Consider the following 14,975-nt stretch of genomic DNA (forward strand, 5'->3'; position numbering starts at 1 on the left):
TGAATGCTTTTGGTTTGGCGCTGTTCGCACTATGTTTGACTAAAGAAAACAAAAAAAGAGGCCGGGCAATGCGTATCAATGTACTGGTGGCCGCAGTTACAGGCACATCCATCGGAATTTCAGCACTGGCCGCTGCGCCGGTCGAGACATCGCTGCGCCCGCAGGTGCGGCCCGGCACCATGACGACCGATGCCGTCGTCGTCAGCATTGACGAACCTGTCCGCAGCTTGCGCCCTGTCGCGCGCCCGGCGGTTCTGAGGGGGGACGATGCGATGGACGTCGTTAAGGTTGCCACCTCGAACCCGGCTTTTGACCGCTGGATCAAGGGCTTTCGTGGCCGGGCGGCGAATGCAGGGATCAGCGGTCGTACCTTTGACCGGGCCTTTCGCGACGCGCAATACAATCCGGACGTGATCAAGAAAGACCGGAACCAGGCCGAGTTCAAACGCCAGATCTGGGATTATCTGGATAGCGCTACCTCGCCTCCGCGAGTCGAGGGCGGGCAGAAGGCGCTGCGCAAGCATAAACGTGCCCTGACACGGATCGAGCAGACATATGGTGTTGAGAAAGAGGTGGTGACCGCGGTCTGGGGGCTTGAAAGCTATTACGGCACCCGCAAGGGCGACACCCCGCTGATTGGCGCCTTGGCGACGCTGGCCTTTGACGGTCGGCGCGGCGCGTTTTTTGAAAAGCAGCTGATTGCCGCGCTCAAGATCATTCAATCGGGCGATGTGGCGCCAAGGAACATGACCGGCTCCTGGGCCGGGGCGATGGGTCATACGCAGTTCATTCCGACGTCGTATCTGGCCTATGCGGTCGATTTCACCGGCGACGGAAAACGTGACATTTGGTCGGACGATCCGACCGATGCATTGGCGTCAACGGCCGCCTATCTCAAGCGTTTTGGCTGGCGTAAGGGCATGCCCTGGGGCGTCGAGGTGCGGGTGCCGAAGGGTTCGAACCCCGGCGGGGCCAAGCGGATGCCCTCAGATTGGGCCGGACGCGGCATTGTGGGTATAGACGGCAAGCCGGTGCGCGATTATGGCGTGGCCCGGATTCTGCAACCGGCGGGGCCCAATGGGGCGTCCTTCATGATCTTTGCCAACTTCGACGTGATCAAGCGTTATAACAACGCCGACGCCTATGCGATCGGCGTCGGCCACCTGTCAGACCGGATCAAGGGCGGCCCTGAGATTCAGGCCAGTTGGCCACGCGGCTATGATCCACTGACATTCGAGCAGCGGATGGAGGTGCAGCGCCTACTCAAGCGGAAGGGTTATCCACTGGAGAAGATCGACGGCATTATCGGCCCAAACAGCGGTAAGGCGATCCGGCATTTCCAACAATCGGTCGGCGTGAAACCGGATGGGCACCCCTCAAAGAAACTGCTCAAGCTTCTCAAAACGCGGTAGGGTCTTATCGGGATGTCTGAGCCGAATACTGTGTTGCCGTGGGCGAGTTTTAGCGAAGTTTGTCGCGCTTCGGCGGCAGGACAACGGCCCGCTTTGATAGTTTCGACGCGTACAGTAGATTAAATCCCAGCCACTAACTTGATACTTGGGAAGCGGATTATGAGAAGGCGCGACGTGGTTTTGCGGGGCGGGGCTGTTGGGATGATGAGCATGCTAGGCAGCCCGCCCGCGGCAGCCGGATCAGGTTATTTCGTCCCATCCGAGGAAGCCCGTCATCAACGGACCTTTATGCAATGGCCGGTCAATCGACGGGTTTATCCTGATCCAGTGTTTCGTGAGATCGCCCAGAAAAAAATTGCTGACATTGCTAACGCAATTGTCGAGTTTGAACCGGTGACACTGCTGGCGGCGCAGGAAGAACATCGCAGCGCGCAGGCGAAATTGTCAGCCGCGGTGGAGCTATGGGATATCCCGACTGACGATCTTTGGTGCCGCGATGCTGGCCCGATTTTTGTGGTCAATGATGCGGGTGGCATTGCCGTCAGTCACATTCAGTTCAATGGCTGGGGTGAAAAACAGGTCAATGGGCGAGACGCCCAAATCGCTGGGCGCGTGGCAGAACGGCTGGGCCTATCTTTGATTCCAACCGGACTGCGCGGCGAGGCGGGTGGCGTCGAGCAGGATGGCCACGGTCTGTTGATGGCGCATGAAAGCAGTTGGGTGAACGATAACCGTAATCCTGCACTGTCGCGGACGGAGGTCGAGCGCCGACTGCTGCTGGCTTACGGTGCAGAACGCATGATCTGGTCCGATGGCGTTTGGGGCGAGGATATTACGGATTACCATATCGATAGTCTCGCGCGTTTCACCGGGCCGGGGCGCGTGCTTGTCAACCTGCCGGATCATCCGGATATGAATGATCCGTTTCATGTGGCGGCGCTAGACACCCATGACGGGCTGATCGCCGAAGGGCTGGACGTGGAGGTCATTCCAGAGCCTCACTACCGCCGGATAAACAGCATCGACTTCGTGGCGTCCTACGCCAATTACTATGTCTGCAACGGCGCTGTCATTGCGGCTGAGTTCGGAGATCGGGAAAGCGATCAGATCGCGAGAGATGCCTTGGCGCGCCACTACCCTGGGCGTGAGATTGTCATGCTAAACGTGGACCCGCTGGGTGAGATGGGCGGTGGCATTCACTGTGCCACGCAACAAATGCCTGCCACATGAGGCGCGTATCGAAATAGTGCTTCGCACCGCGGTCCAGGTATTCAGCGCTGCTCTGAGCACTGGTAGTGCGACCGCGCCAGCCATTCGGGGTTGATTTCAACGCCCCACCCGGGGCGATCAGTGACTCGGGCCTGGCCATCTTCGATACCGTATGGGTCTTCGACAAAAAGCCCCTCCTGCCACGGGTAATAATCTGCACCCTCGATAGAAAATTCGAGATATTTGCCTGCGTTCGGGGTCGCGCGCAGCAGGTGCATCGTGAAAAGTGTGACCAGTGACAGGTTGGCGCAATGAGGGGTGACCGGCAGACCCGCCGCTTCGGCCATCCTGCAGACCCGCAAGGTACGGGCGATACCACCAAGATAGAGGATATCGGGCTGCACGATATCGACGGCTCGCATGTCGATCATCCGTCGCCAGGTGGGCAGGTCGCAATCCTGCTCGCCGCCGGTCACGTCAATGTCCAGCGCGTCACTCACCTGCTTGGTCTGCTCCAACTCCCAATAGGGGCAGGGTTCCTCGTAATGGCCAAAGCCGTGGTCCTGCAACATATGGCCCACCTCGATGGCGCGTTCGGGTGCGTAACAGGAATTGGCGTCGATCAGCAGATCGGCCTCTGGCAGGGCCTTGCGCATTGTCGGGATGATCTCTTCGGTGCGGCCCGGCCATTCGTCTTGACCACGCCCCACTTCGGCACCGGCGCGGACCTTGAAGGCGGTGAAACCCTTGTCACCAGCCAGTTGCTGCATCCGCGCGGCCTCGTCCTCCGGTGTGATATCGCGCTTCATCGAACTGGCATAGGCACGGATCGTGCCCGCTGAGCCGCCCAGCAGTTCTGCCACCGGCTTGCCAGCGCGTTTGCCACGCAGATCCCAGAGCGCGGTATCGAACCCGGCCATCGCACGGCGCAGGTAAGAGCCGGGGAATTTGTGCTCGCGCTCGGCGACCAGGTCCAGAAGGTCATCCAGATCAGATGTATCCTGCCCCAGCACCCAAGGCGCGACCTGCCGGTGCAGGATTTGGCAGGTGATATCCGAATGATAGGTCGAAATCTGCCCCCATCCCTGATGACCGTCCTGATCGGTGACCCGCACAAAGCCGACGAATTCATTGGTGAAGGTCTCGATACGGATCGGTGTCATGTCGGCGTGTCCTTTCATATATTGTCTTCGAGTATCATGTCTGCGGCCTTTTCCCCAACCATGATCGATGGTGCGTTGGTATTGCCCGAGGTGATGATCGGAAAGATCGACGCATCCGCAACCCGCAATCCACCAGGCCCGTGCACCCGCAGGCGCGGGTCGACAACGGTCTGCGTCAGATCACTCCCCATCCGGCAGGTGCCGCAGGGGTGAAACACTGTCCAGGCATTTTCACGGGCATAGTCTGCGATGCCCTCATCGCTTGTGACGTCAGGTCCGGGTGCCAGTTCGGCCTCGATCACAGATGCCAGCGCCGGCGCCTCGGCGATCCGTCGCACCAATCTCATGCCGTCGATCATCGCCTGCCTGTCGTCGGTAGTGGAAAGGTAGTTGGGGTGAATTTCCGGCTCTGCAAACGGATCAGCCGAGGAGATCTGTAGATGCCCACGACTCGACGGGCGACACTGGTTGAACCCCAAAAGGAACCCTGGGAACGGATCGGGCGTCATCAACGGGCGCTTTCCGGCAGGTGCGCGGGTATAGCTGAGCGGTGAGAAGTAAAGCTGCTGATCGGGCCGTCCGTCGCCATCACGCAGCCGTACAAAGCCACCACCCTGATTAACACTCAGGCTCAGCGGCCCGGTTCGTTTCATCAGATATTCAAGACCGACGCGCAGCCGCCCGAGCCACGGGCGCAACACCTGATTAAGCGTCGGCACCCTAGCGCGATAAAGATTGTCTAACCCAAGGTGGTCCTGCAGGTGCTGCCCTACGTGAGGCGAGTCAAACACCACGTCGATGCCTTTCTCGCGCAGCATCTCGCCCGCACCTATGCCAGAGCGTTGCAGGATCATCGGGCTGCTGATTGCACCTGCTGCCAGGATTACCTCGCGCCCCGCCAATGCGATATGATCGCGTCCCTTCTGGTGATAACGCAACCCGGTTACGCGATGACCCTCAAGTGTCAGCCGGGTCACATGCGCATGCATGGCCACCCGCAGGTTTTTCCGCGTCAACGCGGGGCGCAGATAGCAGGCGGCGGTCGAGGCGCGCAGACCGTTCCTTGTTGTGATCTGGTAAACCCCCACGCCGTCCATACTGGCACCATTGTAGTCCGGGTTGAACGGGATGCCAGCCTCAGCTGCCGCCTCAAGATAATTCTGACAGAGCGGATGAACCACATCGGTGATATCCTGTACCGGCAGCGGTCCGCCAACCCCGCGATGGGCATCGGCCCCGCGCGACCAATCTTCCATCCGTCGGAACACGGGTTCGACATCATCCCAGCCCCAACCAGGCGCGTCTGCGGCCCAATCGTCATAATCCTGGCGGTGTCCCCGCACATAAACCATCGCGTTGATCGAGGATGATCCACCAATCACCTTGCCGCGCGGCCAATAGCTTTCGCGACCGCCAAGCCCGGGCACGGGGCGGGTCTTGAACTTCCAATTGATACGCTTGTCATAATAGGCTTTGCCATAGCCGATCGGCATTCGGATCCAGGGGTTCAGGTCATTGCCACCGGCTTCGATCAGCAGGACCGAGTTGCGGGCATCCACGCTTAACCGGTTGGCCAGCACCGCACCGGCAGACCCAGCTCCGACGATGATATAATCGTATTGCTGATTTTCACCCGACATATTGCTCAATACCGCCCTGTGCTTGTTTCGAACAGATTTGCCTATGCCGGCCTACGACTTGCAATCACCAATGCGTCTTTGTGGTGTCTATGCGCGACTGTTGCATTTTCGGATGTATTCCGGGCGGGCGCGGAAACGCACCGGGCGCGCCTGACATAGCGCTGCCGTTCGAACGCATCGCTGGCGCGGATCAGCATGTCGGGCGCTAATGCCCGCTGAAGATCAGAAGTAAATGAAGCCTTTCCACCTAAATCTGAAATGCGCTAACTTTGCGTTGATGGATATACCCGATCAGATGCCAAACAAAGAGGCCGAGGCGCTGTTCGCGTCATTGCCGCCGGTTGAAGTGCCGGAGATCTTGGGCGAATGGTCCGGCAGGGGTATATCGACCGGCCATCCGCTTGACGCGTTGCTTGGGATCTCGGGCTGGGAAGGCAAACGGTTCATCTCGGCGGATGAGGTGCATCCGCTGATCAACCGTTCTGTCATCGGTCCGGTCAGTCTGAACCCCGACTTGATGTCTCTGGGCGTCATGCAATTTTTGAACCTGGCGAAATGGCCGTTCATGCGCCAGATCTTCTATATGCTTTGCCCGCTCGTCAGCACCAGAGCGCCCCGGGCCCGGTTGCGTATGGTTACCTATCGGGGCGTTAGTTCGGCAGCGATGATCTATGATCAGAAGGCGATTATCGACCATTTCCGGCGCGTGGATGATCGGCGGCTGATGGGGCTTATGGATTTGCGCGGAGACGATTTCCCGTTCTTTTTCCTGCTGGAGCGCTGTTAGTTCTTAATGCGAAGCGAGGTCGCGCAGGATGGGGCAATCTGGGCGGTCATCCCCGGCGCAGGCGTGTACGAGGTCCTTCAGGGTGGCCTGCATTGACTGAAGCTGTGCGATCTTGTCCTCGATCTGCCGCAAATGCTCCTGCGCCAGCTGTTTCACGTCGGCACTTTCGCGGCTTTCATCTTCGTAAAGCGCCATCAGGGTGCGGCAATCCTCGATTGAAAAGCCGAGCGCACGGGCGCGGCCCAGAAAGGCCAGCTTGTGCATGTCGGTCTCGCGAAAGACGCGGTAGGCATTGGTGTCACGCAGTGGGCGGATCAGGCCGATATCTTCGTAATAACGAATGGTCTTGACCGGCATGTCGATGCGTTTGGCCACTTCCCCGATATTCATTGTGCTTCCTTTCACTCTGAGGCTGCCAGCGCGGGCCGGATACTGCGCAGACGCAGCGCGTTACTGACCACAAAGACCGAGGACAGCGCCATCGCACCGGCAGCCAGCATTGGCGATAACAGCATACCCGTCAGCGGATATAACACGCCTGCAGCCACCGGGATGAGCGCTGCGTTATAAGCAAAAGCCCAAAACAGGTTCTGCCGGATGTTGCGCATCGTGCGACGCGACAGGTGCAGGGCGTTCACGACACCGAAGAGCGTGCCCGACATCAGCACGATATCCGCGGATTCGATCGCCACATCGGTACCGGTGCCCACGGCGAGCCCGATATCGGCCTCGGCCAGCGCAGGTGCATCATTGATCCCGTCTCCCACGAACGCCACCGTGCCAAAGTCGGAGCGCAGGGTGCGGACCGCCTCGGCCTTGCCGCCGGGCAGCACCCCGGCCACGACGCGATCAATCCCCAACTCGTCGGCGATGGCTTGCGCCGTAGCTGGCGTATCGCCGGTGATCATGGCGAGTTTCAGCCCTTCGGCATGAAGCCGTTCGATCACCGCCTTGCTTGACGGTTTGGCCTTGTCCGCCACGGCAAGGACCGCTGCTAGCTTGCCGTCAATCGCCGCAAAGACCGGTGTTTGGGCATTTGTCGTCAGCGTTGCAACGAACGGTGCCAAATTGTCGGTCGCGATATCTTCGCGTGTCATCAGGCGCTCGGCGCCGACCAAGACAGCGTGGCCATCGACCTGCGCTTGCAAACCATAGCCGCTCACGGCCGAGAAATCCGAAACCTCGGGCAATTCATCTTCGGCGACTGCTGCAGTGATGGCCCGCGCGATGGGATGTTCCGACTTTGCTTCGGCTGCCGCTACCAGGCGTAGGACTACATCCCGTTCGAAACGCTCTGCCAGCTCCATCCCCACCAGCTCGGGCCGCCCCTCGGTCAGCGTGCCAGTCTTGTCGAAGGCGATCACGCGCGCCTCGTCCAGCTGTTGCAGCGCATCGCCCTTGCGGAAAAGCACACCCAGTTCTGCCGCGCGACCAGTGGCGACCATGATCGACGTTGGCGTCGCCAGCCCCATGGCGCAGGGGCAGGCGATGATCAGCACTGAAACGCCAGCAACCAGCGCATAGCTCAGCACCGGGGCGGGGCCGAAGATGCTCCAGACCACCACGGTCAGTAGCGCCAGCACAATCACCACCGGGACGAATATCCGCACCACTCTGTCGGCCAGCGCCTGGATCGGCAGCTTGGCCCCCTGGGCCTGCTCAACCATCGCGATGATCCGCGCCAATACCGTGTCGTGGCCGACCTCGGTGGCCTCAAAAGTCAGCGCACCTTCGCCGTTGATGGTTCCGCCCACGACACTATCGCCGGGGCCTTTCGCCGCTGGCACCGGTTCGCCCGAGATCATGCTTTCATCGACATAGGAACGCCCGGTCAGCACATTGCCATCAACGGCAATGCGCTCGCCCGGGCGGACATGCAGGATGTCGCCTGCCATCACCTCGTCTATTGGCAGGTCGGCGATTTCGCCAGCGCGCTCAACCCGTGCGGCGGGGGGCTGCAACCCGATCAATACCTGGATCGCGGCGCCGGTCTGGCCCTTTGCCCGTGCCTCCAGCCAGCGGCCCAGCAGGATCAGCGTGACGATCACCGCAGCGGCTTCGAAATAAACCGCTATTGCGCCTTCGGGCAGAAGTGAGGGGGCAAACAAAGCGACGCATGAAAATGCCCAGGCGGCACTTGTGCCAAGAGCCACGAGGCTGTTCATCTCGGGCGCGGCACGAAGCATTGCGGGAACGCCGCGCGTAAAGAACTCCCGCCCGGGAAAAAACAGCACCAGCGTGGTCAGGATAAATTGCAGCAGCCAAGCGTTCTGACGCCCGATACTGTTGTCAATTCTGTCACTGACCCCCGGGATAAGGTGGCTTCCCATCTCCAGTATAAAGACCGGCAGGGTCAGCGCGGCAGCTATCAGGAAAGCTTTCCGAGCCTGAGCAGTTTCCTGAGCGCGCCGGGTGGCCTGATCATCGCGCTGCTCTTCTTTTGGGCGTGCGGGATAACCCGCCTCGGTCAGGGCTCGGGCGAGGGTGGCGGCATCGGTCATTCCGGCCAGGTAGCGGATTTGCGCCTGTTCTGAGGCCAGGTTGACCGCGACGGAAGTGACCCCTGGCGCGGCCTCTAGCGCGGCCTCGGCCCGTCCAACACAGGACGCACAGCTTAAACCCTGAATTGAAAGTGTTACCTTCGTCTCACGAGCCGGGTAATTGGCGGCCTTAAGGATATCGGCCAGGTCCCGCGCATCTACGCCATCCAATCGCATCTGCGCTGTTTGGGACGCAAAATTGACCGAGACATCGTTGACGCCCGGCACACCCGCCAGCGCATGCTCTACCCGCCCCACGCACCCGGCGCAGGACATGCCATCGATTTCCAGTCGCACTGTTCGTGATGCGGTCATTGGGGTTTCCGGGCCGGTTGAGTCTCCGGCTACAGATAAGGGCTCCAGTCACTGGAAGGTCAAGGGGCTTGTCACGCCATGCCGCGATAGCGGAAAACACCTGTCGCCGTGGCGATGACGTTGCCAGTGTCGTCCGTGACGTTGCCTTCGGCGAAATAGGTCTTGCGCCCGCCGCCGGTGCGCCAGCCTTCGGCAACCAGGCGAGTGCCGGTGGCCTGTGCCAGATAGTTGACGGTCAGGGACAGGGTCAGCGCCATCTGCCGCTTCTCCGGATCGCCAGTATAACAACCCGCAAAGCCCATCGCGCTATCAAGCAATGTGGCGTGTACGCCGCCATGCGGCAGGCCCTGACGGTTCATCAAAACGTCGCTCAAAGGTATTTCGACCCGGGCGAAATCCGGCTGCCACGCGGTCATCTCAAAACCCAGATGCTGTTGCATGGGGGAGCTGTCTTCAAGCAATCTGGGATCAAGATCGGAACTGCTCATACCGTGCCTTTCGCTGCTTTGAGGCCCTGACGGACAAATTCGGGTACATGCGCGCCCAGCTTCAGCCCGCGTTCGGGGTCTGCAGCGTTCCCGTCCAGAGCGCGCTTCTTCACGCCCTGCAGTATCGCCCCCATACGGAAATAGCAAAAGGCGAGGTAGAAGTTGAAATTCTCGATGTGTTTCAGACCCCTGCGTCGGCAATAGCTGTCGACGAAGCGCTGATCGGACCACAGGCCAAGCGCCGCGCGGTCTACCCCCGCCAACCCCCGGCCCTCGCGCCCCGGCGGCATTTGCCACTGCATGATGACGCTTGCCAAATCGGCGAACGGGTGGCCGATGGTCGACAATTCCCAATCCAGCACGGCGACGCATTTGCTACTGTTCGGATCGAAAAGCAGATTATCGAGCCTGTAGTCGCCATGCACCAGCGTACGCTGGTTGTCATCTGCGGGCATATGCGCTCTCAGCCAGTTAATCAGGGTGGTCATGTCGGGCAGGTCTTCGGTCTGCGTTGCGCGGTACTGCTTGGCCCAGCGGTCCAGCTGGCGTTGCAGGTAATTGCCGGGCGGGCCATAGTTGCTGAGGCCAGTTTCGTTAAGGTCCACGGCATGTATCGCGGCTAGCACACGGCTCATTTCATCCATGATATCAGCGCGCTGCGTGGCCGAGAGGTTTGGCAGCCGGGGGTCGTCGAATGCGCGGCCCGGCACCTCGTCCATGATATAAAAGGCCGATCCGATCACGCTGTCGTCTTCGCAGAGCACATGCACCCGCGCGACAGGGACACCCGATCCGGCAAGGGCACGTTGCACACGGAACTCACGATCGACCGCGTGGGCCGACTTCAGCAACATCCCGGGCGGCTTGCGGCGCAACACATAGGTGGTGTCGCCGCAGGTTATCCGGTAGGTCGGATTCGACTGCCCGCCGGAGAACTTCTTTATCTTTTCGATGGGCTGGAACCCCGGCATGCGGGATGAAAGCCAAGTTGAAACGGCCTCGATGTCGTTTGCGTTCATGGACCCTACCGATGATTCACCCGTTGGAAACTGGCACAAAGGGTTCGACGGATAAAGACCTTGACCTGTGGCGCGTCAGTGATCATTAGCAGGGCAGGTTGCCACGCCGGGGGAGACATGCCTATGGAATTCGACCGCAAGATCAAGATCGCCCCGTCGATCCTGTCTGCCGATTTCGCGAATTTTAGTCAGGAAATTCAGTGTGTTGAGGCCGAAGGGGCCGATTGGATCCATGTCGATGTGATGGACGGGCATTTCGTGCCAAACCTCACCTTTGGCCCACCGCTTTGCGCCGCGATCAGGCCGCATATCAAGACGGTGATGGATGTGCATCTGATGATCTCACCGGTAGACCAATATATTGACGCCTTTGCCGAAGCGGGGGCTGATATCCTGACCGCTCATCTGGAGGCCGGGCCGCATGTGCACCGGACGTTGCAGGCGATCCGTGGTGCCGGGTGCAAGGCCGGTCTGGCGCTTAATCCCGGTACAGGGATCGAGGATCTGGATTACCTGCTGGATATGGTCGATCTGATCTGCGTGATGACCGTAAACCCCGGTTTTGGCGGGCAAAAATTCATTCACAGCCAGGTCGAAAAGGTCCGCAAACTGCGCGCCATGATCGGAGATCGCCCCATCCATATCGAGATTGATGGCGGCATCACGCCCGAAACTGCACCGCTGATGACCGCGGCTGGCGCGGACGTGCTGGTGGCCGGATCAGCCGTGTTCAAAGGCGGTTCGGTCGATAATCCCGCGCCCTACGGCGAGAATATCCGCGCCATCCGGGCGGCTGCCGCAACGGCCTGAGAACGTACGGGACGCACTGGTTGTACGCCGGTTCCGTACGTAACTCGAACTCAGTTGTTTCGGTGCGGGCCTTGTCGGATTTGTGTCGCCGACCCATAGTCGGACCCGAGGAGGTTGGCGATGGAGCTGACGGAAAAACTGAAGGTGGAAGTGGCGGCGCGGCGCGATGATCTGGTGGCGCTGACGCAGGACCTGATCCGCGTTCCGACGCTCAACCCGCCCGGCGACAACTACCGCGAGATTTGTGACTATCTCGACCGCCGCCTGCTGCGGTCCGGGTTTCACACTGAACTTATTCGCGCCAAGGGGGCGATTGGTGACAGTGACAAGCATCCGCGCTGGAACATCGTGGCACGGCGCGAGGGCGCGACGGCGGGCGACTGCGTGCACTTCAACTCCCATATCGACGTGGTCGAGGTTGGTCACGGCTGGACCACGGACCCGTTCGGCGGCGAGGTGAAGGACGGCCGCATCTATGGCCGAGGTGCATGTGACATGAAGGGCGGTCTGGCGGCGAGTATCGTCGCCGCCGAGGCGTTTATTGCCATCTGCCCGGATTATGCGGGCGCGATTGAGATCAGCGGCACGGCGGACGAAGAATCGGGCGGGTTCGGCGGTGTCGCCTATCTGGCCGAGAAAGGGTATTTCAGTCCAGAGCGGGTGCAGCATGTGATCATCCCCGAGCCGCTCAACAAGGACCGCATCTGCCTGGGCCATCGCGGGGTCTGGTGGGCCGAAATCGAGACGAAGGGAGAGATCGCCCACGGTTCGATGCCCTTTCTTGGAGATTGCGCAGTGCGGCACATGGGGGCCGTGGTGGCCGAGATGGAGGAGAGTCTGTTTCCGGCGCTGGCGCAGAAACGAACGAGCATGCCGGTGGTGCCGGACGGGGCAAAGCAATCGACGCTCAACATCAATTCCATTCATGGCGGCGAGGCGGAACAGGCGGGCGACTATACCGGTCTGCCCTCCCCTTGCGTGCCCGACCGCTGCCGGATGGTGATCGACCGGCGGTTTCTGATCGAAGAAGATATCGCCGAGGTCGAGGCCGAGATACGCGCTGTGCTGGAACGGGTGCGCGAGGGGCGTGAGACGTTTGATTATGACATTCGCGAACTGCACCGGGTCTTGCCGACGATGACCGAGCGTGATGCCCCGGTGGTGGCCTCGGTTGCCAAGGCGATTGAAGCGACGTTCGGGCGGGAACCCGATTATGTGGTCAGCCCTGGCACCTATGACCAGAAACATATCGACCGGATAGGACGGCTGAAGAACTGCATCGCTTACGGGCCGGGTATCCTTGATCTGGCCCATAAGCCGGATGAATATGTAGGCATCGAGGATATGGTGCAATCGGCTCAGGTGATGGCACTGGCATTGAAGGATTTGCTGAGTAACTGATCGTCGCCCTTACAGGAGATGACGCGACCACGCTGCGATTTGCGATATGGGCCGTGACACCACGTGAAGATTGACGGGCGCGTTTGAGAGGCATCCGCACTTTAAAGTGTGATTTCAGGCATTTGAGCCGCTTCGAAGTGCGGTCTCGGCGTGATGTTGCGCCAGCATATTCACTACCGACGATCGTTGGCATAGAGCCTCGCGGTGTCGTGTGATGTTGGGATATCGGGAAATGTCGCCACCAGGAAAGATCACATCCCACAACGTTTGCGTGCCCAGGATGAAATCAGGCACGGTCGGGTTGGCGCCAAAGAAAAACGGACCTTCCGACAGGGCCGCTTCAAGTGTCGCAAAAACCCGGGAAAGCCGCTGCATCGATGCGTCTTTCAGCGCATCCTGAAGTTCTGGCCCGGAATGATAAAACTCCGGGTGGTACTGGATGATCACATCCGGTTGGAGGGTGGACGCCAGATAATGGATCCACTGCAGGAACGTGCCGCGCCGGGGGGCATCGGGTGGGATGACCAACCCGGCACCGGGATGCCGTTCGGCAATGTATAACGCAACCGCTCCGGTCTCGAATACCGTGCCGTCCGGCCCAAGAAGTGCCGGCGTGCGGCAATGTGGGCTGGCAGCGAGAAAGGCGGGGTCGGGCGTGTCGGTGAAAAGTTCGACCCAGTGAATCGTATAATCAGCACCGACCTCTTCCAGCACCGCGTGGGCGCACATGGCATAGGTGTTGGGGGCGCAATAGAGCGTGTATTGGGCCAATTCAGGTTCCTTCCAGCAATGACAGGGTTTTCTCCTTGAGTTGCGCGCGCAGGTCTGGCTGACCGGCTTCTTGCCAGTTCTCGATACCTTCGCGCCGGAACAGGCCGGGGATCCACATTTCGGTCTCATAGCGAGCCAGCGTGTGGGGATCGGTCAGAAAGCTGTTATCGCTGGCCGCGCGGGCGACAACGCTGGTGGCTATGGTGTCGCGGGTCACCTCGATCCCGGCACCGAACTTGCGAGCCATCGCCGCCAGTTCATCGCAGGCCACCAGCATCTCTGTCGATCCGGTGCGGCCGCTGGACAGCAGTCCCAGATTATGGGTCAGCGCGGTAGCACCGATGGTGGTGGCGTGCAGGTTCGCGCTGGCCTCGGCCAGGGCCTGCGGGCCGATATCATGCGCGTCCGTGCAGCCAGAGCCGGCCCAGCACGGGATGCCGAGATGGTCAAACACATCCGCGGCGCCAAGCCCGGCCAGGGTATATTCGGGCGATCCGATCGCCATGTCGGCGCGGCGCATGTCCATCGGCATGACCGATGCCCCCGACATCACCGGCGCGCCGGGCGCGGCCAGTTGACTGATGACGATGCCCGCCAGCGATTCTGCCGTGGCCTGGGTGATGGCCCCGGCCAGCGTCAGCGGGCAGGCCATACCCGGAAAGATCGCCGGATAGCAGACCACCGGCAGATGCAGCCGCGCCGCCATCAAAAGCCGCTGACAGGTCTCGGTGCCCAGCTTGAGCGGGGAAATCGGCCCAATCAGGTCCAGCCCGATGGGCCTGTCGGCCAGATTGCCCATGCCGCCAACGCGTACCGCCATGTCATCCCAGATCGCGCGCACGCCATGTTCATCATGGCCGGTAAAGAAGATGGGTTTGCCGGTGGTGTCCAGCAGCGCACGGGCGCTGGCCAGCGCCTCGGTCTGGGCATCTACATCGCTGGGATAGCCAAGTGCGGCGGCGAAATCTATATTGGGCAGCCGGTCCTGCAACCGACCGTGATCCGAGATATCAGACAAAAGGCATGGGCGGTATTCACCGCTGCGCGGGTCCAGCACCTGAACGCAGTTGACGGCGCTGCCGAAACGGGCGGTATCATCGTCGGTCGCGAAGGCCCGCGCGCCACTCTGGGTGAAGAACGTGATGCTCGGCGGGATGGCTTCAATCGCCCGCCTTACCAGGTCGGGGGGGTAGAAAATCCGTCCGTCATGATCGCGGCAGCCCGCTGAAGTCAGGAGTGATCGCGCCTCGTCATCCTCGACCTGCATCCCGACGCGGTAGAGAATTTCCAGGACGCCGCCGAAAATGTCCTCGGCGCCCTGCGCATCAATCGTCTGCAATCGCATCCGCCGGGGCGGCTTTGCGGCGGCGGGGCGCGCGGCCCTGCGCCGCCTGCTCTTTGCACGGATCGCCATGACACC

13 protein-coding genes are annotated in these 14,975 nt (G+C 60.7%); 5 read left to right on the forward strand and 8 right to left on the reverse strand.

Annotated elements, in window-relative coordinates; translation table 11 throughout:
* The first annotated feature begins 68 nt into the window (after positions 1-68).
* On the forward strand, positions 69-1,412 hold the full coding sequence (locus LC334_RS05390; protein WP_085799518.1) for a lytic murein transglycosylase: 1,344 nt from the start codon (positions 69-71) through the stop codon (positions 1,410-1,412).
* 159 nt (positions 1,413-1,571) lie between these two features.
* Positions 1,572-2,642, forward strand: coding sequence for an agmatine deiminase family protein (locus LC334_RS05395; protein WP_085799244.1), 1,071 nt, complete (start codon positions 1,572-1,574; stop codon positions 2,640-2,642).
* Positions 2,643-2,683: 41 nt separating this feature from the next.
* Here LC334_RS05395 and LC334_RS05400 read toward each other — a convergent pair whose 3' ends face one another.
* The gene (locus LC334_RS05400) at positions 2,684-3,784 is read right to left on the reverse strand and encodes a mandelate racemase/muconate lactonizing enzyme family protein (protein ID WP_085799519.1); all 1,101 of its coding nucleotides are present in this window, start codon (positions 3,782-3,784) and stop codon (positions 2,684-2,686) included.
* 14 nt (positions 3,785-3,798) lie between these two features.
* Positions 3,799-5,424 carry a GMC family oxidoreductase gene (locus tag LC334_RS05405; protein ID WP_085799245.1) on the reverse strand — a complete coding sequence of 542 codons (1,626 nt, stop codon included), beginning with the start codon at positions 5,422-5,424 and terminating at the stop codon, positions 3,799-3,801.
* Positions 5,425-5,701: 277 nt separating this feature from the next.
* Between LC334_RS05405 and LC334_RS05410 the strand changes: the two genes are divergently transcribed.
* Entirely contained in the window at positions 5,702-6,211 is a 510-nt protein-coding gene (locus LC334_RS05410; protein WP_085799246.1) for a DUF4334 domain-containing protein, read from the forward strand.
* A gap of 3 nt (positions 6,212-6,214) precedes the next feature.
* On the opposite strand, the gene cueR is transcribed toward LC334_RS05410, so the two are convergent.
* From cueR to LC334_RS05430, 4 genes are all read right to left on the reverse strand, one after another.
* A complete protein-coding gene (gene cueR / locus LC334_RS05415) occupies positions 6,215-6,601 on the reverse strand; it encodes a Cu(I)-responsive transcriptional regulator (protein ID WP_085799520.1) in 387 nt (128 codons plus the stop codon).
* 11 nt (positions 6,602-6,612) lie between these two features.
* Positions 6,613-9,066 carry a heavy metal translocating P-type ATPase gene (locus tag LC334_RS05420; protein ID WP_085799247.1) on the reverse strand — a complete coding sequence of 818 codons (2,454 nt, stop codon included), beginning with the start codon at positions 9,064-9,066 and terminating at the stop codon, positions 6,613-6,615.
* A gap of 71 nt (positions 9,067-9,137) precedes the next feature.
* Entirely contained in the window at positions 9,138-9,554 is a 417-nt protein-coding gene (locus tag LC334_RS05425; protein ID WP_085799248.1) for a PaaI family thioesterase, read from the reverse strand.
* Positions 9,551-10,573, reverse strand: coding sequence for a phosphotransferase family protein (locus LC334_RS05430; RefSeq protein ID WP_085799249.1), 1,023 nt, complete (start codon positions 10,571-10,573; stop codon positions 9,551-9,553). Before LC334_RS05430 ends, LC334_RS05425 begins: the two co-directional genes overlap by 4 nt.
* Before the next feature lie 123 nt (positions 10,574-10,696).
* Between LC334_RS05430 and rpe the strand changes: the two genes are divergently transcribed.
* A complete protein-coding gene (rpe, locus tag LC334_RS05435) occupies positions 10,697-11,383 on the forward strand; it encodes a ribulose-phosphate 3-epimerase (protein ID WP_085799250.1) in 687 nt (228 codons plus the stop codon).
* 120 nt (positions 11,384-11,503) lie between these two features.
* The gene (locus LC334_RS05440) at positions 11,504-12,784 is read left to right on the forward strand and encodes an acetylornithine deacetylase/succinyl-diaminopimelate desuccinylase family protein (RefSeq protein WP_085799251.1); all 1,281 of its coding nucleotides are present in this window, start codon (positions 11,504-11,506) and stop codon (positions 12,782-12,784) included.
* A gap of 114 nt (positions 12,785-12,898) precedes the next feature.
* On the opposite strand, the gene LC334_RS05445 is transcribed toward LC334_RS05440, so the two are convergent.
* Together LC334_RS05445 and LC334_RS05450 are read right to left on the reverse strand one after the other, a co-directional pair.
* Entirely contained in the window at positions 12,899-13,555 is a 657-nt protein-coding gene (locus LC334_RS05445) for a glutathione S-transferase family protein (RefSeq protein WP_176237630.1), read from the reverse strand.
* Position 13,556: 1 nt separating this feature from the next.
* A complete protein-coding gene (locus tag LC334_RS05450; protein ID WP_085799253.1) occupies positions 13,557-14,969 on the reverse strand; it encodes a trimethylamine methyltransferase family protein in 1,413 nt (470 codons plus the stop codon).
* Between the last annotated feature and the right edge of the window lie 6 nt (positions 14,970-14,975).

It is taken from the genome of Roseovarius aestuarii, assembly GCF_019966515.1.
Taxonomy (GTDB): domain Bacteria; phylum Pseudomonadota; class Alphaproteobacteria; order Rhodobacterales; family Rhodobacteraceae; genus Roseovarius; species Roseovarius aestuarii.

Bases quoted from the DNA above. Each gene is read 5' to 3' on its own strand.
- cueR (WP_085799520.1), bottom strand. From the start codon at position 6,601: ATGAATATCGGGGAAGTGGCCAAACGCATCGACATGCCGGTCAAGACC.
- LC334_RS05420 (WP_085799247.1), bottom strand. From the start codon at position 9,066: ATGACCGCATCACGAACAGTGCGACTGGAAATCGATGGCATGTCCTGC.
- LC334_RS05450 (WP_085799253.1), bottom strand. From the start codon at position 14,969: ATGGCGATCCGTGCAAAGAGCAGGCGGCGCAGGGCCGCGCGCCCCGCC.
- LC334_RS05410 (WP_085799246.1), top strand. From the start codon at position 5,702: ATGGATATACCCGATCAGATGCCAAACAAAGAGGCCGAGGCGCTGTTC.
- LC334_RS05395 (WP_085799244.1), top strand. From the start codon at position 1,572: ATGAGAAGGCGCGACGTGGTTTTGCGGGGCGGGGCTGTTGGGATGATG.
- LC334_RS05440 (WP_085799251.1), top strand. From the start codon at position 11,504: ATGGAGCTGACGGAAAAACTGAAGGTGGAAGTGGCGGCGCGGCGCGAT.
- LC334_RS05400 (WP_085799519.1), bottom strand. From the start codon at position 3,784: ATGACACCGATCCGTATCGAGACCTTCACCAATGAATTCGTCGGCTTT.
- LC334_RS05390 (WP_085799518.1), top strand. From the start codon at position 69: ATGCGTATCAATGTACTGGTGGCCGCAGTTACAGGCACATCCATCGGA.
- LC334_RS05425 (WP_085799248.1), bottom strand. From the start codon at position 9,554: ATGAGCAGTTCCGATCTTGATCCCAGATTGCTTGAAGACAGCTCCCCC.
- LC334_RS05430 (WP_085799249.1), bottom strand. From the start codon at position 10,573: ATGAACGCAAACGACATCGAGGCCGTTTCAACTTGGCTTTCATCCCGC.
- rpe (WP_085799250.1), top strand. From the start codon at position 10,697: ATGGAATTCGACCGCAAGATCAAGATCGCCCCGTCGATCCTGTCTGCC.
- LC334_RS05405 (WP_085799245.1), bottom strand. From the start codon at position 5,424: ATGTCGGGTGAAAATCAGCAATACGATTATATCATCGTCGGAGCTGGG.